Origin of the sequence: Pseudomonas sp. NFPP12 (assembly GCF_900103205.1) — a bacterium.
GTDB classification, from domain to species: Bacteria; Pseudomonadota; Gammaproteobacteria; order Pseudomonadales; family Pseudomonadaceae; genus Aquipseudomonas; species Aquipseudomonas protegens.
The window spans coordinates 876,276-895,201 of the sequence record NZ_FMWW01000003.1 but is presented as its reverse complement, the minus strand read 5'-3'; the positions used below and the strand labels follow the sequence as shown (position 1 = coordinate 895,201).

Genomic DNA, 18,926 nt, shown 5'->3' with positions numbered 1-18,926 from the left:
GGAAGGCCGCAGGCAAGCCCGAAAGTATACGTAGGCAAGTCTTAACGAATTGTGAACAAGTAGGGGGAAAGCGTGCGGATGTTCGCCGGCTGTGCGCGGGTCAGCCCATGGACTGCTGGTAGGCGGCCACGGCTTGCGGGAACAGCTGTTCGTAGAGGGGGTAGGCGATGCCCAGCACGGTGATCTCGATGGCATCGGCGCCACATTCGGCGGAGTAGTCCTGAATGCTCACGCCCAGGGCCGGCACGGGTTGGTCGAGGTGGTGCACCACCAGGTGCAGCCCGCTCTGGCTCGCTCCTGCCAGTGCGCGTACCTGCTGCTGGAGGCCGGCATAGGCCGGGGCGGCGATGAATTGGCCGAAGGCCACGCCCATGGGCGGGTCGGCCGACTCCAGGGCCGACCAGCCGAGCAGGGTCGAGCCCTGGTAAACCTTGAACCTTGCTGGAGCATCCGGGTGGGTGGGCATGGGGGGCTCTGGTGAGGGATCAGGTGAGGGCGCTTTCCTGCTGTTGCCGGCTGATTCGCCCGCGGCCCCAGGCCGACAGCGCCTCGATCACCGGCTGCAGCGATTGCCCCTCGTCGGTCAGGCGGTATTCCACCCGCGGCGGCACCTCGGCGTACACCGTGCGCGACACCAGGCCGGCGGCCTCCAGGTCCCGCAACTGCTTGGTCAAAAGACGTTGGGAGATCCCCGGCAGGCGCCGTTGCAGTTCGTTGAAACGCAGGAAGTCGTTGGCCAGCAACTGGTGCAGGACCACGCCTTTCCAGCGGCCGTCGATCAGGTCCAGGGTGACCTCCACCGGGCAGCCTGGAATGTCCTGATAGTGTTTGTTTTTCATTGCCTGACGACCCTTTTGCGTAGCTGGTACGCAAAAGTACCCTACTTGTGCGGGCAGGGCATGAGGGATTTAAGTGTGCGCTTTCAACCGCCAAGGAAGCTCTGCAATGAAGGCCATCGCCTACCTCAAAGGCTCGCACCTGTCTGACCCCCACGCGTTCTGCGAGGTGCAACTGGACCCGCCGCCACTGGAACCTCATGACCTGCTGGTGGCGGTCGAGGCGGTGTCGGTCAACCCTTTGGACACTAAGGTCCGCGCCGGCCAGGTGGCGGTGCCCGACGAGGTGCGCACCCTGGGCTGGGACGCCAGTGGCGTGGTCCGCGCGGTGGGTAGCGCGGTGACCCTGTTCGCCCCTGGGGATGCGGTGTTCTATGCCGGCACCTTCACCCGCGATGGCGCCAATGCCGAGCTGCACCGGGTGGACGAGCGCCTGGTGGGGCACAAGCCGGCCAGCCTGTCCTTCGCCCAGGCGGCCGCCATGCCGCTGACCTCGCTGACCGCCTGGCAATTGCTCTTCGAGCGCCTGGGCCGGGTGCCCGGCGACCTCGCTGAACAGGGCACGCTGCTGATTGTCGGCGGTGCCGGTGGCGTTGGCTCGGTGCTGATCCAACTGGCGCGCCGGCTGACCGCAATGACCGTCATCGCCACGGCTTCGCGGCCGGACAGCCGCCAGTGGTGCCTGGACCTGGGGGCCCATCAGGTGCTGGACCATTCCCGTTCGCTGGTGGAGCAACTGGTGGCCCTGGACCTGCCACCCGTGACCCATATTGCCGCCCTGACCCATACCCAGCGGCACTATGCCGAGCTGGCCCGGATCATCGTGCCCCATGGCCATATCGCGCTGATCGACGATCACGACTTCTTCGATGCGGTGCCGCTCAAGGCCAAGAGCGTGTCCCTGCACTGGGAGATGGTGTTCACCCGCGCCCTGTTTAAGACCCCGGACATGATCGAGCAGCACCACATCCTCAACCGGCTGGCGCAGTTGCTGGACCAGGGATTGATCCGCTGCACCCTGAATGAAGTCTTCAGCCCGTTCAACGCCGACAGCCTGCGCCGGGCCCATGAACGCGTGGAGCAGGGCGGCCTGCCGGGCAAAGTGGTAGTGGCCCGCGACGCCCAGGCCATCGCCTCCTTGTAGGCGCTGGCTGGGTGGGCGCTGATTGGGTGCTGGCTTGCCAGCGAAGGCGTCATCACCTCTGGCGCAGGGCCGCAGGGCCTCTTCGCCGGCGAGCCGGCTCCTATGGAAGTGGAGTGTCGGGGAGGGCTGATCGGCGCAGGTGGCGCCCGCTGCGCCACCAGAAGATGCCGCCGAGGAAGGCCCCAGAACAGCCGAACAGCGGCGCCACCGGCAGGTAGCGCGCCAGCCCTTCGGGCTCGGGTTCTTCATCCGGCGAGTCGGTGTAGAAGCTCGACGGGGCCAGGCTCATCACCAGCGGAATGGTCGGCATCGCCGCCAGTGCACCGCAGAACAGATAGATCAGCACATTGCGCCAGGCAAAGCGCTGGGCCAGCCAGAAGAACAGCACACAGGGCAGGACCGTGAAAATGCCGATCAGCACACCGCTCAACACCAGGGTCAGCAGGCCCACGAACAGCGTCTGGAGAATGATGTCCGTGTTCAACGCGCCGGCACTGGCCAGCATCCCCAGCATCAGCATCACGGCCACGAGCGTGGCCAGGGCCGTGACGCCGATGAAGTAGGCGGCGAACCAGTCTTCAGGCTGCACGGTACGAAGGGTTGGCGTTTTTGTGGGCATGGGAGCTATCGCTTCTTGAGGTGAGTGACAAGGCCGGGGCCGTGGGAGCTTTCTTTGCCGGCATGCCGGCTCCTGCAGGAAGTAGTCAGCGCAGATGACGCCCGCTGCGCCACCAGGACATCGCTCCCAGAAAGGCCCCGCAAGCGCCGAACAAGTGTGCCAACGGCGCATAGCGCTCAAGGATGTTGACGCCGTGCGGGAGGTTGAAAAAGCCGGGAGACAGGCTCACCACCATGGGAATGGCGGGCATCGCCGCCAGGGCTCCGCCCAACAGGTAGATCCACAGGTGGCGCCAGGTGAAACGCTGGGCCAGCCAGAAGAACAGGATGCAGGGCAGGGCGGCGACGGCGCCTATCACCGCCACGCTCACCAGCAGTGCCACCACGCTGAAAGACAGGACGTCGAGCAGATTGCTCCACGGGTCCCGGCTGCTGAACTGCACGACCAGGTTGACCAGCAATGTCAGGACCAGGGCCAGCGTCGCGACGCTGATGAAATAGGTAGCAACCCAATCAGAGGGCTCAACGGTGCGAAGGGATGTGGACGGCTGGGGCATGGTGGCAGTGGCTTCAGGCTGAGAATGACCGGAGCAAGGCTATCGGCAGCGAGGCTGTCTGTTTGTGGAGTTTGCGTGGTTTTTTCGCGGTCGACGCGCTCTGGTGGATGACGCCGGGGCAGAAAATCCCTTATACAGGCAGCGGCCCGTCGGTCGTGCACGGGCTCGGTTTGTACCCCCACCCAGAAGGAGATGGACATGTTCAAGTTCCTGGATATTACCGAGTTGCCTCGTACCCCTGCGCATCGAGATACAGGCTCCGTCAGCGGAGCGATCAATGCCTGGAAGCTGAAAAATCGGGCTCTCAATACGAAGGGGTTTGTTACATGTCCAAAGAATTACTCGGAGTTTCTGCTGTAGGGCTGATGGTGCTGGGCGAGTTCTGCGCCATCTACAGTGAAGTGGTGGTGGCGCGGCTGGCCCATTCCGGCAACACCTCCGGTGCCGAACTGGCGTTGCCGGTGCTGATCATGTGCCTGGGCGGTATCTGCCTGCTGGCGGCCTACTGGCTGGGTTACGTGGCGGTGGGCGACATCTGGATCATCACCGTGGTCTCGGTAACGTCGCTGCTGCTCCTGGAACCGCTGGTGATCTGGGCCCTGTTCCAGCAGGCGCCCGGGCGCGGTGCCTTGATCGGCTTCTGCCTCGGCGCGCTGGGGATGTTGTCCGCCGTGTTCCTCTAGCACGGCCTCGCTCCGGCTCGGGTCCTTCAGGCCCGGGCCCGGGCAAAGTAGCGGCTGGGCGTCTCGCCCAATACCTTGCGAAACACACCGCTGAACGCACTCGGGCTGCTGTAGCCCAGGTCGCTGGCGACCCGGGTCACGGCTTCGCCCTGGCCCAGGCGCACCACGGCCGCCAGCAGGCAGGCCTGCTGGCGCCACTCGACGAAGCTGATGCCGGTGTGCTGGCGGAACAGCCGGGTGAAGGTGCGGCGGCTCATGCCGGCGCGCTCGGCCATTTCATCGATCCCCAACTCCAGCGAAGGCTGCTCCAGCGCCTCGCGGCAGGCCCTGGCCAGCCGTGGCTCGCGGGGAAGCGGAGCATTGAGGGCAAGGGCCGGCATGGCCGCGACTTCATGCAGCAGCAGGTTCATCACCTGGCCCTGCACGCTGCCCACGGCGTAGCGCGGGGGAATGGCCGTGGCCCGCAGCAGCAACTGGCGCAGCAGCTCGGACACCTCCCGCACCTGGCATTGTTCCGGCAGGCCCAGGCGCTTGGCTGCCCGGGGCCGTACATAGGTGTTGAGCATGGTCACCGGCCCGCTCATGTGCATGGCGTGGGGCACGCCGGCCGGCACCCAGATGGCCCGCTGCGGCGGCACCACCCAGTTGCCCTGGTCGCTGAAGACGCTGATCACCCCCGTGGCCGCATAGGCGAACTGCCCGCGCCGGTGCTGGTGCTCGGCGAAGTACAGGCCGTCGGGGTAGTCGATGGCGGTGACCACCACATCCCGCGGGGTATTTTCGTAAGGATCGATATCGATGGGTTGCATGGCCCGAATCTACTGATAGTTGACCTGATACTGCAAGCGGGCCATGGCGCGCGGGGGCGATAGTTCGGCCCCGGCCGGGGAATGACCCGCGGCCGCCTGTCCTGGACCGCGCGACATGCAGAAAAAACACCTGTTCCTGGCCCTGCTGGTGACGGCCTTGTGGGGCCTGAACTTTCCCATCACCAAACTGGGCCTGGCCAGTATCGATCCGTTGCTGCTCACCGCCCTGCGTTTCACCCTGGCGGCGCTGCCCTGGGTGTTCCTGGTGCCGCGCCCGCCGGTGGCATTCGCCTGGCTGGCGGCCTACGGGCTGATTTTCGGCGTCGCCATGTGGGCGCTGATCAACCTGGGGATCGATCACGGCGTGGCGCCGGGCACGGCTGCACTGTTGATCCAGTTCAGTGCCTTTTTCTCCCTGGGCTGGGGCGTGCTGCTGTTCGGCGAGCGCCTGCGCCTGCAACAGGTGCTGGCCACGGCCATTGCCCTGTGGGGGCTGCTGCGGATCATTGGCGACAGCCCCGGGCATGCCACCAGCCTGGGTTATGCCCTGCTGCTGGTGAGTGCATTCAGCTGGAGCGTGGGCAACGTCATCATCAAGCGCTGCGGGGTGCGTGAGGTGTTCGCTTTCGTGGTCTGGGCCAGCCTGTTTGCGCCATTGCCGCTGCTGGCATTGACCTGGATAAGCCATGGTGCGGCGCCGTTTCTGCAACTGGCCGGGCAGGTGTCCGCCAGCGCGGCCTTGTCGCTGATGTTTCAGGTCTATGCTGCAACGCACTTTTGTTACTGGGGCTGGAACCTGTTGCTGCACGAGTATCCGGTCTCCCGGGTGGCGCCCTTGTCGCTGCTGATCCCGGTGTTCGGCATGGCCGGTTCGGTGTTGCTCCTGGGGCAGCGGCTCGGGGCCGAGGAGGGCATTTCCATGGGCCTGATCCTGCTGGCGCTGGCGGTGGGGCAATTTGACTGGCGCCGGTTTTTCACCCTGGGTCGCCGTTCCCTGTAGCCGCTGCCGCAGGCTGCGAACGCTTTGGGGGCACTGTCGCAGGAAGCGCAGGGACCCTGAGGCCATCAGCGGTTTGCCAGGAGATCGCCAGGCAAGGCCCTGCGGGCCTTTTCGCAGCCTCGCGGGCTCGGCAGCGGCTACAGTCGGCTGTGCGGAGCGGGTTTTTTATCCTTGTTCAGGCACCGTTCAGGGGCTGCGCGAGCAACATGTCCGGCCTTATGCCTCGCTTTGGGTGCGGCGCTTTCTGGTGGGGCGAAGATGGTTCGAGAAACGCGTTTGAGTAGTGAGGCCTGGGGTATTTACCTGGTGGCCCTGCTGCTGTTCACCTTTGGCATCTGGGACCAGCAGCCCCAGGGTTTCGACGGCCGTTGGGCGCTGTTCCTGCAGGAAATGTTCCGCCACGGCGCCAGCCTGTTCCCCACCACCTACGGCCAGCCATACCCGGACTACCCGGGCACTGCGACCTTCTTCAGCTACCTGTTCGCCCGGGCTTTCGACGCCCCCAACCACCTGGCCAATATCCTGCCCACCGCGCTGGCCTCTGCCGGGGTGCTGGCGCTGCTGTATCGCTTGCTGGCGCCTTCGGGGCGCACTTGGGCACTGCTCGCGGTGCTGCTCACGGCGCTGACCAGCCAGCTGTTGGACAAGTCCCGCTCGGTGTGCCTGGACCAGATGGTTTCCCTGCTGTGCCTGGGCACCTTCTACCTGCTGCACAGCGGCGAGCAACTGGGCTCCCGGCTGCGGTTGTGGGCGGTGCTGCCGCTGCTGGTGCTGGCCTTTGCCATTCGCGGGCCCCTGGGGCTGGTGGAAGTCTGCGGGGTGGCCTGCACCTACTGGCTGCTGGGGGACAGCCGCACCCGCGAGGCGCGCCTGACGCTGATCAAACGGGTGCTCGCCTATGGCGTCAGTGGCCTCCTGTTGCTGGCCGGCTGCTGGTGGCTGCTGATGCAACTGGCCTATCTCGCTGGTGGCGAAGATTTCGTCCGTCAGGTCTACAACATGCAGGTGGTCGGGCGCCTGGATGAAAGCGGCGAGCCGTTCTACTTCTACTTCCAGCTGGCGCTGTACCGTTACTTCCCGGTGGTGCCCCTGGCCCTGGCGACGCTCTGGGTATTGCGCCGGCAATGGTCGCAGCGCCATGTGAACCCGCAGCTGCGCCTGGTCCTGCGGCTGGGGGCCTGTGGCCTGATGATCCTGCTGGGCCTGTCGGTGCCGCACTTCAAGCGCGCCTATTACATTCTGCCCATGGTGCCGATGTTCGCTGCGGTGGCGGCCTACGGCCTGCTCACGGCCCGGGGCTGGCTGGGCAAGGTGCGCAGCGGCTACCTGTGGCTGGTGGGGCTGCTGCCGGGGCTGTGCATCCTGGTGCTGTTCGTCTTGCGCCACAGCTGGCACAAGCACGGTTACTGGCCGCCGGTGTCCCTGCCGCTGCTGATCGCGATCTTCGTCGTGTTGCAGCTGCTGGCGCTGTACGGCTGGCGCAGGACCCTGGGCAGTTTCGGGCGGCGCCTGGTGCTGCTCAGCGCCCTGGCGCTGGCGGCGCAATGGACGTTGCTGGTGGCGGTGGTGGACCCGGCCAAGGACCTGCAGTTCGACACCAGGACCTTCGTTTCCCAGGTGGAGCAGTTGCGCCAGTCCAGCCCCGGGCCGCTGGTGTTCTTCAACCTGGGCCAGGACACCTGGGCGGTGCGCTACATGATGAACCTGGCCCACGACGAACAGCCGCTGTTCGTCAGCGGCGACGACCCCGGGCACCTGGACTCGCTGCCCCATGACTCCTGGGTGATCATCGCGCGCAAGGACCGGGGGCTGCTGGATAACACCTCCCTGGAGAATCAGTTGCCGGTGTTCGAGGGGCGGCTCAACGACAACCCCTGCCTGGTGTTCCAGTTGCAATAAGTGCTTGGCAGGGCCTGGGACGGGCCGTATTTTGGCCACTGGCATCCGCGGGATAACCAGGGAGTGGTCATGCAATATCAGGTTCGTCCGGCCGTACCGGCCGATGCTCCACAGGTCAGCCAGGTGATCCTGGCGGCCTTGCTCGCCAGCAATGCCCAGGACTACCCCGCCAGTGTGATCGAGCGGGTCCAGGCCAGCTTCACCCCCGATGCAGTGCGCCAACTGATGCAGCGCCGGCAGATGTTTGTCGCCCTGGTGCACGGGGAATTGCGGGGCACCGCCAGCCTCGACGGGCGTGCGGTGCGTTCGGTGTTTGTCGACCCGGCCTACCACGGCCAGGGCCTGGGGCGGCAACTGATGGCCGCGGTCGAGCAGGCGGCGCTGGATTCGGGCCAGACCTCGCTGGTGGTGCCCTCGTCGGTCACCGCTGAAGGCTTTTATGCCCGCCTGGGCTTTGTCCGGGTACGCGAGCATTACGAGGGCGAGGAGCTGACGCTGATCATGGAGCGGGCCCTGGTGGCCACTGAGACCGGGCCAGGGCTGGGCTGATTCAGGCCGGTTGCGCAGCAATCACCAACACTTCGATGCGGTAGTGCGGCTTGGCCATGGGCGCCTGCACGCAAGCCCGCACCGGTGCCTGGACACCTTCGAGCCAGGCATCCCAGAGCAGGTTCATGGCCGGGTAGTCAGCCATGTCCTTGAGCCAGATCTGCGCGCTGAGCAGGTGGCCCTTGTCGGTGCCGGCCCTGGCCAGCAGGGCGTCGATCTGTTGCTGCACATCCTGCGTCTGGGCGCGGATGTCCCCTTCGGTCAATTGCGAAACCTGGCCTGCCAGGTACACGGTCCGGTTGTGGATCACGGCCTGGCTGAAGCGCGCGGTGGTGCCGATTCGCTGGATGGATGAGGTCATGTCGAGGTCCATTGGTTCGTCCATTGGTTCAAGGGTGGAAAGGTCAGTTGTTGTCGCTCAGGCCGGCCCCGGCGCCCAGCAGGCGCGAGGCTTCGGAGGCCGGCACGTAGGTGCGGGCGGCCAGGTGATCGAGCTCGTGCTGGGGGCTGTCGCCCAGGTCCGGAATGCTGCCCGCCAGAGGCTTGCCGAGGGTGCCGGCAGGATCGGTGCAAGTGCAGCGCACCTGGGCGGCTGTGGCGGCGCCCAGGTTCTGCGCACGTACCAGCCAGGCTTCGCCCGAGGGGGAAAACTTCAGGCAGCAGCCGTTCCAGGACAGCTCCAGCCACAGGCCGAGCTGGCGCGCGGTGGCGCTGGCAAAGGGCAGCAGCAGTTGCGGGTGCGCCACCTGCCGGAGCTCGATGCGGCCGTTGCTGCGCAGCAGGTAGGCGTGGTCGCTCAGGGTCGCCCCGGCAATCAGCGGGCACAGGGCATGCCCGGGCACCTGCCAGGGCTCGGCGCTGACATCCGGGGCCAGTTGCTGGTAGGCACAGCCGTCATTCTGTCGCAGTTGCGTGGCCAGCACGCCGGGCCCGTCGAGGCCGTGGGCGGAGAGCCAGCGCGCGGCCTTGCCGGCTTCCTCCGCCAGGCCCCAGGACAGCCCGGCACCGCGGGCGGCTTTCTTGCACAGGCTTTCGATTTCATTCAACGAGGCATGCACGGCGCTGCTCCTGGCTGTCGAGGTTGGGGTAGGACCAGTCGTCCGCGGCCATCTGCCCCAGCTCATGGGGGAAGGGCGCGTTCTGGTAGAGGGTGATGCGTACCCAACGATCCGAGCGCGGGTCGAAGTGGGTGGCGCCGAAGAACGACAGCTTGCAGCGCAGCAGGTCGATGGGCAGCAGCGCCTGGTCGATCAGGTTGTCCTGGATGTCGGCGTAGGGGAACGCTGGCGCCAGTTGCACCCGGCGCAGGCTGTGGCGATATTCCGGGTGCCGCAGCAGGAAGCTGGCGACGCTTTGCGCGTCGCTCCAGCCGGGCAGGGCGGCTTGCAACTGGGCGATGTCCCGGGCCACTGCCAGGGGCTGCTCCAGGTCTTGCCCGGGCTCGGCAAAGCGCTGGCCGATCCGCGGTTCGAGTTTTTCCTCGGAGACGTACCAGAACAGCGCGCGGCTGGCTTGGCTGGAAAAGTCGATGGCCGCGACCCAGGAATAATGCTCGTCGAGTATCTGCCGCAGGCGGCCGATGCTCATGCTGCCGTCGACGCTGAAGCTGGCCTGCTCATCGGCCTGCATACCGGCGCCCAGCTCATCCACCAGGTGGCCGTAGGGCTCCAGCAGCAGCGACACCAGGCATTCCTGCGCCTCCAGCGACAGAGCGCCTTCGGCCCAGCGATAGAGTTCGTCCCAGGGGGAATCCTGCTCCAGGATGCCGCTGGCGAGATGGTGCTCCAGGCGCTGCAGGTCACCTTGCAGTTGCAGGATGCGGCCGTGTTGCAGTTCGTGCTCGGAGTGCCAGTGGCCGATGCCGGCCTGGGCCCGGGTGAGAAACTCGACGAACCGCTGGCGCTCCGCAGCCGATGGCTGGCGCACGGCGCGCACCCGTTGCAGGGCGGTTTCACGGGCCTGTACCCAGTTGTTCAAGAGCACCGGATGGTTCAGCAGGAACGGCGCCATGCCCAGCCCCGTGGAGTTGCCGATGCCCAGGCGCCGGCGCAGTTGCGGCTCCAGGGGCACCGCCTGCCGGGGCGCCCGGGCCTGGGCCAGGTGCTCCACCAGGTCCAGGGTGAAGGCGCGGATCAGGAACACGGTGAGCATTTCCGCCTGGAACGGTGCCGCCAGCTCCGGCCGCTGGGCGATGCTTTCACGGTCGGCCGCGCCGAACTTGCCGCTGCCGTAGACCGCGGTGGTGCGCATCAGGTAGCCGACTTCATCGATGAACTCGCGCTGCGGCTGGCGGCCGGCAGCCAGGGCCTCGATCACATGGTCGAACAGCCGCACCGATCGGTTGGCCCGGGCCATGCACAGCTCGCGGGAGGAAATGCGCCCGGCTTCCTGCTTCGGCACATTGGCCTCCAGGCGGTCCAGGTCGGCGGCATCGGGGACGCCGTCGAACAGGGCGAAGGTGGCATCCCAGGCGGTGGCGATGACCCGGTCCGAGCGCAGTGCCGGGTCCAGGTCATGGGCGAAGGCCACCAGGCTGTAGCTGCGCTGCGGGCCGGTGGCGGTGTACACCGCGCGGCCCACGCCCTGGCTGTCGAGGGTCCACAGCGGGCGCTGGAACTGCCAGTTTTCAGCCTTGAGGCGGCGCAGTAACTGGCGCATGAACGACAGCCGGGACTGGTGGAAGGCCCCCAGGCGCGCCGCCTTCATGACGCTGGCGGGTGGTCGCAGGTTCATTCAGAGCACCCCCTGTTCACGGGCCATTTGCCGGGCAATGCGGATCGCGTCCCAGACCGCCGGGAGGATCAGCAGCGACACCGGCACCGCAGTGATCACGATGAACGACTGCAAGGCACTGATGCCGCCCTCACCGAGGGTGATCAGGGTCGCCCCCACCAGGCCCATGCCGGCGCCCCAGAACACCCGCAGCCAGGCCGGGGATTCGGCGTGGTTGCTGCTGATGGCCATGGCCACGGTATAGGACATGGAGCCGGCGCTGGTGACCACCGAGAAGAAACTGAGGAACAGGAACAGCGCCGAAATCAGGTTGGGCAGCGGCATCGACTGGGCCACCCCGAGCAGCAGCGCCTCAGGTTGCACGCCGTGGCTGATCACGCGGCCCGGCGACTGCAGTTCGATACCGATCCCGGTGCCACCCACCAGGGTGAACCAGAGCATGGTGATCAGCGGGGCGGCCACCGACATCAGGGTGATCACCTCACGGATGCTGCGCCCGCGGGAGACCTTGGCCACGTAGATACCCATCATCGGCGCGTAGCCGATGAACCAGCCCCAGTAGAATAGGGTCCAGCTGTTGAGCCAGGCGTTGTCATCGCGGTACAGGGCGGTCTGGAAGAAGCTGGTGACGTGCACCGCCAGGCTCTGGGCCAGGGTTTCGCTGAGGAACAGGGTGGGGCCGAAGATGAACAGGAACGCCGCCAGGCCCAGCATCAGCCACACGTGGACCTTGCTCACCAGCCGTAGGCCGCCCAGGCCCACCACACAGGACAGGGTGTAGATCACCGTCACCGAGAGAATCACCATGGCCTGGACCATGATGGTGTTCGGCACGCCCCACACCGAGTGCAGGACGAAGGCGATCTGCAGGCCGAGAAAACCCACCGGGCCGATGGTGCCGGCCACCACCGCGATGATCGCCGAGGCATCGGCGAACACGGCGATCGGGCCCTTCAGGGCACGCTCGCCCAGCAGCGGATAGAGCAGGGTGCGCGGCATCAGCGGCAGGTTCTTTTCGTGGTGCAGGTACATGTAGACCACGGTCAGCAGGCTGCCGAGCACCGCCCAGGCCATGAAGCCCCAGTGCAGGAACGACTGGGACAGTGCGGCCACGCCGGCGGCGTCGCTCTTGGCCACGGCGCCGAAGTACGGCGGTGGGGCGATGAAATGCATCATGGGTTCGGCAGCGGCCCAGAAGGCGCCGCCCCCGGCCAGCAGGGCACACATGATCATCGATACCCAGTTGAAGGTGCTGATGCTGGGCTTGTGCCCGACGCCGCCCAGGCGCACCCGGCCCAGGCGGGTGAAGCCGATGTACAGGCTGGCGCCGAAGGTCGCCAGCATCAGCACCTGCCAGTACAGGCCGAAGTAGTGGGTGCTCCAGGTGAAGGCGTGGCCGATCAGGCTGGAAAGGGTGTTCAGGTCTATCAGGGCAATGACCAGGAACAGCAGGAAGAAACCTCCGCTGATCCAGAAAATCGACCAGTCGAGGGTTCCAGCGGCGCGGCTGTGCAGCGAGCGGGTGTCGATCCCCGCTTTGATTTCGCCTGGAATTTCCATGGTGCCTCCGTGTTGCGTTGTCGATCGCTAATAATTGTTATGGGCGCATTTGTTGTTGTTAGTGCTTGGCGATGACCCTGTTCAGGCCGGACGTCAGGACAATCGGGAAACAGTCGGGGGCCTCAGACCGCGATCTCGTGAGGGTGGGCGGCGGCACCTGCCTGGGCCTTGGCCGGAACAAAATTGTTCTCGAAGAAGCGCAGCCAGTTGCCGCCCATGATCGCGGCGACCTCCTGGGCGCTGAAACCCACGCCGTGCAGGCCCGCCTCGATGTTGGGGAAGTCGCGGTTGTCGCGGAACCAGGCCGGCTGGTCGGGGAAGCCCGGTTGCGCCTTGGAGCCTTCGCCGTAGTCGACATCCAGGGTCCAGCGGCCGACGCGCATCCAGTCCACCACGCTGTTGGGCTGGTCCTGGCACAGGTCGGAACCCAGGCCCAGGTGCTCGACGCCCATCAGCTCGGCGGTGCGCGCGATCATTTCGCAGAAGCTCTGCACGCTGCAGGCGCTCTTGTCCTTGAGGTGGTGCGGGTACAGCGAGAAACCGAACATGCCACCGCTCTGGCCCAGGGCCTTGAGCACCGTGTCGGACTTGTTGCGCAGCGCCGCGTGCCAGAACGCCGGGTTGGCGTGGGTGATGGCGATCGGGCGCTCGGAGTGCTCGATGGCTTGCAGGGTCGAGCGTTCGGCGGAGTGGGACATGTCCACCACCAGGCCGACCCGGTTCATCTCCCGTACCACCTGCTTGCCCATGCGGGTCAGCCCCGGGTCTTCCTGTTCATAGCAACCGGTGGCCAGCAGCGACTGGTTGTTGTAGGTCAGCTGCATGAAGCGTGCGCCGAGGCTGTGCACCACTTCCACCAGGCCGATGTCGTCCTCGATGGGCGAGGGGTTCTGGAAACCGAAGAAGATCGCCGTGCGCCCGGTCTGCCGTGCCAGGGCGATGTCGCTGGCCCACTTGCCGTGCAGGATCAGGTGCGAGTAGCGCTGGAACCTGCGGTTCCAGGCTTCGATATTGGCCACCATTTCGCGGAAGGTCTCGTGGTAGGCGATGGTCACGTGGACCGCATCGACGCCGCCTTCGCGCATCTGCTGGAAGATCTTTTCCGACCAGTTGTCGTACTGCATGGCATCGATGCGCGGGCCGCGGCTGGCGAAGGTCTGGGGCAGGCTCATAGTGGCGCCCCCGCGGCGATGTAGCCGGTCTTCACGTGGGTGTAGAACTCCACCGCCGAGCGCCCCTGCTCGCGCGGGCCGTAGCTGGACTCGCCACGGCCGCCGAAAGGCACGTGGTAGTCGGTGCCGGCGGTGGGCAGGTTGACCATCACGCAGCCGACCCGGGCATTGCGGCGAAAGTGGCTGGCGCGGGCCAGGGAGCGGGTCATGATGCCGGCGGTGAGGCCGAAGCGGGTGTCGTTGACCAGGCTCAGGGCCTCTTCGTAGCTGCCGGCCTTGATCACGCAGGCGATGGGCGCGAACAGCTCTTCGCGGTTGATGCGCATGGCATTGCTGCCGCCAATGAACAGCGCCGGTGCCTGGTAGTAACCGGGGCTTTCCAGCTCCAGGCGCTGGCCGCCGGTGAGCAGTTCGGCGCCTTCTTGCTGACCCAGTTGCAGGTTCGCCAGGTTGGCCTCCAGCTGTGCGGCGCTGGCCACCGGGCCGATCTGGGTGCCGGCTTCCAGGGCGTGGCCGACCTTGAGCGCCTGGGTTGCCGCCAGCAGTTTTTCCACGAAGGCATCGTGGATGCCTTCATGCACGATCAACCGCGAGGAGGCGGTGCACTTCTGCCCGGTACCGCCAAAGGCGCCATTCACCGCGCAGCTCACCGCCAGGTCGAGGTCGGCGTCATCCATCACTGCCAGGGCATTTTTCGAGCCCATTTCCAGTTGCACCTTGGTCAGGTTGGCGGCGGCCGAGGCGGCGATGCCCTTGCCCACGTCCACCGAGCCGGTGAAGGAAATGGCGCTGATGCCCGGGTGCTCGATCAGCGCCTGGCCGATCTCGGAACCGGCGCCCATCACCAGGTTGAACAGGCCCGCGGGCAAGTCCTGGCGGGCGATGATCTCGCTGAGAATCACCGCGCTGGCCGGGGTCAGGTTGGCCGGCTTCCACACCACGGCGTTGCCGAAGGCCAGGGCCGGGGCGATCTTCCAGCAGGCGGTGGCCATGGGGAAATTCCATGGCGAAATGATCGCCACCACGCCGATGGGTTCACGGCGGATATCGATCTCGATGCCGTCGCGCACCGAGTCGGCGGTCTGGCCCAACTGGCGCAGGGTTTCCGCAGCGTAGTAGGTGAAGAACTGCCCGGCGCGGTACACCTCGCCAGCACCTTCGGCCATGGGCTTGCCTTCTTCCCGGGACAGGGTCCTGCCGATTTCCGCAGAACGCTGCATCAGCTCCTGACCGATGGCCATCAGCACCTTGTAGCGTTGCTCGAGGCCGCTGCGGGCCCAGATTCGCTGGGCCTCGCTGGCGGCGGCAATGGCACTGTCCAACTGCGCCCGCGAGGCCTGGGCGTAGAGGCCGATCAGGTCGCGGGTGTCGGACGGGTTGCGGTTCTCGATCTCGCTGGCGCCCTTGAGCCATTGGCCGGCGATGTAGTTGTGATGGTTGTCGCTCATGAAATCCTCCAGGGCGGCACGCCAGGCGGGGCGTTGCCTTTGTGCGGTTCTGGGAGGATTATGAGTCTGCCTTTTATTAAGTAAATCTAATAAATTTTAAGGTTGTTTAAGTAAAATTTAAGCTATGCCTTTGCCAGCAGGACGCGCCGCCATGAGCATCAAGATCTCCAATTTGCAGTTTTTCGTCGCGGTGGCCACCAGCCAGAGCCTGACCCAGGCTGCCCAGCGCCTGCACCGCACACCGGCAGCGGTGTCGCTCTCGCTCAAGCAACTGGAAGAGGAACTGGGCGGCGCCTTGTTCGAAGGCGAGCGCAAGAACCAGCTCAGCCCCCTGGGGCGTTTCGTGCTGCTGGAAGCCCAGCGCGAACTGGCGCATTTCGACCGCACCATCAGCACCATCAAGACCTACGCCAAGGCCGAGACCGGCCTGGTGCGGGTGGCGGCGGTGCCGTCCTTCGCCATCACCCTGCTGCCGCCGCTGCTCAAGCAATTCCATGAACAGCACCCGCAGTTCCACCTGGATATCCGCGACATGGATTCCGAGCGAGTGGTGCAGGCGGTGCTCAGCGGCGACGTGGACATCGGCATCGGCACCGTACCGGCGAGCATCCCCAACATCGACCAGGACTTCCTGTTCTCCGACGCCTTCTGCGTGGTCTGCGCCAGCGACAACCCCCTCAATCGCCTGGCGCGCCCACTGCGCTGGAGCGACCTGGACGGGCAGAACTTCATCAACAGCGGCCTGGGCGCCGAGATCAACGCCGCCGAGTTCCGGCACATCCGCGACCACTCGACCCTCAGCGTCAGAAACACCACCTCCTTGCTGGCACTGGTGGCCCAGGGCATGGGCGTGACCTTGCTACCGGAATTGCTCAGCCGTTCGGCAGCGGGTGACCAGCTGAATTTCCTGCGCCTGGAAGACCAGCGCATCGTGCGCTCGGTGAGCGTGATCACCGCCCCGCGAGAGACGTTGAACCATGCGTCCTATACCTTTTTGAAGGCGCTCAAAGGGAGCCGGTTTGCTTGAGCGGGCCGCTCCTACGGCACCGGGCTTGAGTCAAGGCACCTGGGATAACTCCCGGGTGCCTGCCCCATCGAGCGACGCCTACGCCACCACCACCCGCCGTGGTCGCAGCCAGCCGATCACCACCGCGGCAATCAGCAGGAACCCCAGGTAGCCGAAGAACGGATAGACCTGCCCCACCAAACTGATAAAACCCACCAGGCTGCCGACAAACGCCAGGGCACCGGCGGCTATCGAACCGAGGCGGAACTGTCGGGTGCCCGCTGGAAACAGCCGCGCAGAAAAGGAGTACAGGGTGCCCACGGCGGTGTTGAGGATCATGCAGAAGATGATCAGCGCCATCAGCAGCCCCAGGGCCGGGGAGACTTCGCTGGCGATCGACAGCATGGGCATCGGCAGGTCCGCCACGCTGTCCAGGCGCGACAGCAGGCCCAGGCTCATCACCAGCATCAGCAGGCCCAGCAGCGCACCACCGAAAATGCCGCCCCACATCGCCTGTTTTTCGCCCTTGGCCGCGCCGCCCATGATCGCCAGGATCGGCACCCCGGCCACGATGTTGTAGGAGACGTAGAGCAAGGCGCCCAGCAGCCAGTGGCTGGCGCCGGCTTCTTGTTTGGCCGCCAGTTGATTGAGCTCGCCGAAGCTCAGGTCGCGGGTCGCGGCGCCATACAGGGCCACGCCCACCGCGGTGATGATCAGGAAGGGCGTCACCGCGCCGATCATGCCGATGACCTTGTGCACGTCCAGGCACACGATGGCGACCACGATCAGGGTCACCAGCACGCTGCCGGCAATGGCGGGAATGCCGAATTGCTGTTCCAGCAGGGCACCGCCGCCGGCCAGCATCACCACGGTCACGGCGAACATGAAGAAGGTGATCATCAGGTCCACCAGGGCCCCCAGGTGCTTGCCGCACAGGGCTTGCACCACGTCCTTGTGCGACGCCGCTCGCAGGCGGCTGCCCATGCTGGCCAGGGCCATGCCGAGGAAGGTGAACAGCGCCGCGCTGACCACCGCACCCGCCAGGCCCCAGGCGCCGAAGTCGACGAACATCAACAGCAGTTCACGACCGGAGGCGAACCCCGCGCCGACAATCACACCGACGAAGGCGCCGGCGATCTTCAGACTTTCTTTCATGACGATTAGCCTCGATTTTTTGTTGTTATGTGGGGTGGACCACCCCGGCATTCATGGCCGTGGTGGTCCTGGGCATCGCACTTGAGGGCTGGGGCGGGTGACTCAGTTTTCGCCGACCCAGGCCTGGACTTCGATCTCGACATCGACCCCCAGCGCCAGTTGGGCGCTGACGGTGGAACGCACCGGGAAACCGTTCTTGAAGTGGCGCTGGTAGACCTCGTTGAAGCCGGCGAAGTGCTGCATGTCGGTGAGCCAGACAGTGCTCTTCACCACCTGGTCGAAGCTGGCACCGCATTCGGCCAGGGTCTCGCCGATGCGCGCCAGGGCGGCCTCGGTCTGCACGCGGATGTCGCCGTGCACCACTTCGCCTTCGGCGCTCATGGGCACCTGGCCGGAGAGGAACAGAAAGCCGCCGACCCGGATCGCCCGGGAAAAGGGGTAGGGCAGGTGGCTGGGATAACGCTGGATGTCATTGGACATGGCAAGGGCCTCGTGGGCTGGGTGGGTTAACGCAAGCGAGCGGGGGCCAGGGCCTGGGCATCGACGCCCTGGCTTAGCAGTTCTTCGGGGACCGGTTGCCCCAGCAGCAGGGCGCAGGCCAGTTGCGAGACGCCGGCCGCCGACTGGATGCCGTAGCCGCCCTGGGCGGCGAGCCAGAAAAAGCCTTCGCAGCTGTCGTCCCAGCCCACCACCAGATCGCCGTCGGCGACGAAGGAGCGCAGGCCGGCCCAGCTGTGGCGCGGGCGGCGGATGCTCAGGGAGGTGACGTTCTCGATGTGGTAGATGCCGGTGGCGATGTCCAGCTCTTCGGGCATCACGTCCTGGGGCGGCACCGGGTCGGCATTGGCCGGGGAGCCGAGCAACTGGCCGGCGTCGGGCTTGAAGTAGAAGCTTTCGTCGATGCCGATCACCGCCGGCCAGCGGCTGAAGTCTTCATCCGGTGGGCCGTCGAAGGTGAAGGCGCTGCGCCGGCAGGGTTGCAGGCCGATGGGGGCCACGCCGCACAGCTGGGCCACGTCATCGACCCAGGCGCCGGCAGCGTTCACCAGATTGCGCGCCTGCAGTACGCGGCCATCACTGAGTTTGAGGTTCCAGTGGCGGTCTTCGCGGCTGGCCTCGACGATCTGTATGTCGCACTCCAGCAGCCCACCGGCCCGGCGCATGGCCCGCAGGAAGCCCTGGTGCAGGGCGTGCACGTCCAGGTCCTGGGCGGCGGTTTCCAGCATCGCCCCGGCGACGGCCTCGGGGCGCAGGCAGGGCACCAGGGCCCGGGCCTGCTCGGCCGTGATCAGGCGCACATTGGCGGAGCGGGCGCGGGTTTCATCGTAGGTTTGCTGCAATTGGTCCAGCTGTTCCTCGCTGGCCACGTACAGACAGCCACGGGGTTCCATCAACGGGTGTTCGCAGAAACCTTGCGGCGGCCGCTGGTAGAAAGCCCGGCTGGCGCGGGTCAGGGCCTGGATCTGCGGGGTGCCGTAGGCCTCCATGAACATCGCCGCCGAGCGCCCGGTGGAGTGGTAGCCCGGCTGCGATTCACGTTCCAGCACCAGCACGCTGGCCTGCCCGGCCAGGCGATAGGCCAGGGATGCACCGGCAATACCGGCGCCGATGATGACGAAGTCGAAGCATTGGTTCGCGTGCATGCCGGGGTTCCTGGATCGCTGGGAAATGACAGGGGTCAAAATTCTCACATACGAGAAATGTAAGATATGAGAATTTTCCAGTCAACCCGGGGTCATGGGTTAATATTTCGCCAC

General features: G+C 66.0%; 20 protein-coding genes. 6 read left to right on the top strand and 14 right to left on the bottom strand.

The genetic code is table 11. The features are described 5' to 3' along the window. Positions 1-100 precede the first annotated feature (100 nt). Positions 101-466 (bottom strand): hypothetical protein, encoded by a 366-nt coding sequence (locus BLS75_RS16870; protein ID WP_176876752.1) that lies wholly within the window; start codon positions 464-466, stop codon positions 101-103. Positions 467-485: 19 nt separating this feature from the next. Continuing rightward, positions 486-839, bottom strand: coding sequence for a winged helix-turn-helix transcriptional regulator (locus tag BLS75_RS16865; RefSeq protein WP_072451333.1), 354 nt, complete (start codon positions 837-839; stop codon positions 486-488). Between the two features lie 106 nt (positions 840-945). On the opposite strand from BLS75_RS16865, the gene BLS75_RS16860 reads away from it, so the two are divergent. Next, complete coding sequence (locus tag BLS75_RS16860; protein ID WP_072451332.1) at positions 946-1,980, top strand: zinc-binding alcohol dehydrogenase family protein; 1,035 nt, start codon at positions 946-948, stop codon at positions 1,978-1,980. A gap of 100 nt (positions 1,981-2,080) precedes the next feature. On the opposite strand, the gene BLS75_RS16855 is transcribed toward BLS75_RS16860, so the two are convergent. Further along, the gene (locus tag BLS75_RS16855; RefSeq protein ID WP_072451331.1) at positions 2,081-2,599 is read right to left on the bottom strand and encodes a hypothetical protein; all 519 of its coding nucleotides are present in this window, start codon (positions 2,597-2,599) and stop codon (positions 2,081-2,083) included. Positions 2,600-2,684: 85 nt separating this feature from the next. Continuing rightward, a complete protein-coding gene (locus BLS75_RS16850; protein ID WP_072451330.1) occupies positions 2,685-3,155 on the bottom strand; it encodes a hypothetical protein in 471 nt (156 codons plus the stop codon). A 365-nt stretch (positions 3,156-3,520) separates the two neighbouring features. On the opposite strand from BLS75_RS16850, the gene BLS75_RS16845 reads away from it, so the two are divergent. Next, positions 3,521-3,838: a hypothetical protein gene (locus BLS75_RS16845; RefSeq protein ID WP_011059155.1), complete on the top strand. Its 318-nt coding sequence runs from the start codon at positions 3,521-3,523 to the stop codon at positions 3,836-3,838. Positions 3,839-3,864: 26 nt separating this feature from the next. On the opposite strand, the gene BLS75_RS16840 is transcribed toward BLS75_RS16845, so the two are convergent. After that, positions 3,865-4,647, bottom strand: a complete 783-nt coding sequence (locus tag BLS75_RS16840; RefSeq protein ID WP_019092815.1) for an AraC family transcriptional regulator — start codon at positions 4,645-4,647, stop codon at positions 3,865-3,867. 115 nt (positions 4,648-4,762) lie between these two features. Here BLS75_RS16840 and BLS75_RS16835 point away from each other — a divergent pair, with 115 nt between their 5' ends. The 3 genes from BLS75_RS16835 (at position 4,763) to BLS75_RS16825 (ending at position 8,095) form a co-directional block, all read left to right on the top strand. Continuing rightward, entirely contained in the window at positions 4,763-5,647 is an 885-nt protein-coding gene (locus BLS75_RS16835) for an EamA family transporter (RefSeq protein WP_072451329.1), read from the top strand. A 258-nt stretch (positions 5,648-5,905) separates the two neighbouring features. Next, a complete protein-coding gene (locus tag BLS75_RS16830; RefSeq protein WP_072451328.1) occupies positions 5,906-7,546 on the top strand; it encodes an ArnT family glycosyltransferase in 1,641 nt (546 codons plus the stop codon). 69 nt (positions 7,547-7,615) lie between these two features. Then, entirely contained in the window at positions 7,616-8,095 is a 480-nt protein-coding gene (locus tag BLS75_RS16825; RefSeq protein WP_053148985.1) for a GNAT family N-acetyltransferase, read from the top strand. Position 8,096: 1 nt separating this feature from the next. Here BLS75_RS16825 and BLS75_RS16820 read toward each other — a convergent pair whose 3' ends face one another. From BLS75_RS16820 to BLS75_RS16795, 6 genes are all read right to left on the bottom strand, one after another. After that, a complete protein-coding gene (locus BLS75_RS16820) occupies positions 8,097-8,456 on the bottom strand; it encodes a RidA family protein (protein WP_176876751.1) in 360 nt (119 codons plus the stop codon). A 43-nt stretch (positions 8,457-8,499) separates the two neighbouring features. After that, a complete protein-coding gene (locus BLS75_RS16815) occupies positions 8,500-9,153 on the bottom strand; it encodes a DUF3726 domain-containing protein (protein ID WP_072451326.1) in 654 nt (217 codons plus the stop codon). After that, complete coding sequence (locus tag BLS75_RS16810; protein WP_072451325.1) at positions 9,134-10,828, bottom strand: hypothetical protein; 1,695 nt, start codon at positions 10,826-10,828, stop codon at positions 9,134-9,136. The genes BLS75_RS16815 and BLS75_RS16810 overlap by 20 nt, the downstream gene beginning before the upstream one ends. Next, positions 10,829-12,388 (bottom strand): BCCT family transporter, encoded by a 1,560-nt coding sequence (locus tag BLS75_RS16805; RefSeq protein WP_019092820.1) that lies wholly within the window; start codon positions 12,386-12,388, stop codon positions 10,829-10,831. A 122-nt stretch (positions 12,389-12,510) separates the two neighbouring features. Beyond that, positions 12,511-13,560, bottom strand: a complete 1,050-nt coding sequence (locus tag BLS75_RS16800; protein WP_019092821.1) for a membrane dipeptidase — start codon at positions 13,558-13,560, stop codon at positions 12,511-12,513. Beyond that, positions 13,557-15,008 (bottom strand): aldehyde dehydrogenase family protein, encoded by a 1,452-nt coding sequence (locus tag BLS75_RS16795; protein ID WP_072451324.1) that lies wholly within the window; start codon positions 15,006-15,008, stop codon positions 13,557-13,559. The genes BLS75_RS16800 and BLS75_RS16795 overlap by 4 nt, the downstream gene beginning before the upstream one ends. Positions 15,009-15,159: 151 nt before the next feature. Here BLS75_RS16795 and BLS75_RS16790 point away from each other — a divergent pair, with 151 nt between their 5' ends. Next, positions 15,160-16,035, top strand: a complete 876-nt coding sequence (locus tag BLS75_RS16790; RefSeq protein ID WP_011059166.1) for a LysR family transcriptional regulator — start codon at positions 15,160-15,162, stop codon at positions 16,033-16,035. Between the two features lie 78 nt (positions 16,036-16,113). Here the strand turns inward: BLS75_RS16790 and BLS75_RS16785 are convergent, their stop codons facing one another. The 3 genes from BLS75_RS16785 to BLS75_RS16775 all read right to left on the bottom strand — a co-directional run bounded on the left by BLS75_RS16785 (position 16,114) and on the right by BLS75_RS16775 (position 18,812). Continuing rightward, entirely contained in the window at positions 16,114-17,169 is a 1,056-nt protein-coding gene (locus BLS75_RS16785; protein WP_019092824.1) for a YkvI family membrane protein, read from the bottom strand. A gap of 102 nt (positions 17,170-17,271) precedes the next feature. Beyond that, entirely contained in the window at positions 17,272-17,649 is a 378-nt protein-coding gene (locus BLS75_RS16780; RefSeq protein ID WP_015634090.1) for a RidA family protein, read from the bottom strand. Between the two features lie 26 nt (positions 17,650-17,675). Then, on the bottom strand, positions 17,676-18,812 hold the full coding sequence (locus tag BLS75_RS16775; protein WP_072451323.1) for an NAD(P)/FAD-dependent oxidoreductase: 1,137 nt from the start codon (positions 18,810-18,812) through the stop codon (positions 17,676-17,678). Positions 18,813-18,926: the final 114 nt, after the last annotated feature.